Origin of the sequence: Microbacterium sp. MMO-20 (assembly GCF_037147735.1) — a bacterium.
Taxonomy (GTDB): Bacteria; Actinomycetota; Actinomycetes; order Actinomycetales; family Microbacteriaceae; genus Microbacterium.
On record NZ_JBBCUU010000023.1, the window covers coordinates 1 to 951 of the forward strand.

Here is a 951-nt window from a genome sequence, read left to right on the forward strand (position 1 = left end):
TGAAAAGGAGTCCGGCGGTGTCCTACTCTCCCACAGGGTCCCCCCTGCAGTACCATCGGCGCTGTGAGGCTTAGCTTCCGGGTTCGGAATGTGACCGGGCGTTTCCCTCACGCTATGGCCGCCGAAACACTATTGATGTTTCTCATCGGTCCACAACAATGATGTGTTGTGGGGTTCTCGACCGTACATCGAGAACCACTCAGTGGACGCAAGCATCGTTCAGCTTCGAACGAAAGTGTTATCAAGTCATCGGCTTATTAGTACCGGTCAGCTTCACGTGTTACCACGCTTCCACATCCGGCCTATCAACCCAGTAGTCTGGCTGGGAGCCTCTCACCCCGAAGGGTATGGAAATCTCATCTTGAGGCCGGCTTCCCGCTTAGATGCTTTCAGCGGTTATCCATCCCGAACGTAGCTAACCAGCGGTGCTCTTGGCAGAACAACTGGCACACCAGAGGTTCGTCCAACCCGGTCCTCTCGTACTAGGGTCAGATCCTCTCAAATTTCCTACGCGCGCAGCGGATAGGGACCGAACTGTCTCACGACGTTCTAAACCCAGCTCGCGTACCGCTTTAATGGGCGAACAGCCCAACCCTTGGGACCTACTCCAGCCCCAGGATGCGACGAGCCGACATCGAGGTGCCAAACCATGCCGTCGATATGGACTCTTGGGCAAGATCAGCCTGTTATCCCCGAGGTACCTTTTATCCGTTGAGCGACAGCGCTTCCACAAGCCACTGCCGGATCACTAGTCCCGACTTTCGTCCCTGCTCGACCTGTCAGTCTCACAGTCAAGCTCCCTTGTGCACTTACACTCGCCACCTGATTGCCAACCAGGTTGAGGGAACCTTTGGGCGCCTCCGTTACTTTTTGGGAGGCAACCGCCCCAGTTAAACTACCCACCAGGCACTGTCCCTGAACCGGATTACGGTTCGAAGTTAGATATCCAGA

Annotated in this window: 2 rRNA genes; both read right to left on the reverse strand. The window is 55.6% G+C overall.

What is annotated here, in order from left to right:
• Nucleotides 1-9: 9 nt before the first annotated feature.
• A 5S ribosomal RNA gene (rrf, locus tag WFI52_RS14130) occupies nt 10-126 on the reverse strand.
• A 111-nt stretch (nt 127-237) separates the two neighbouring features.
• Nucleotides 238-951, reverse strand: a 23S ribosomal RNA gene (locus WFI52_RS14135); the annotation flags it as partial.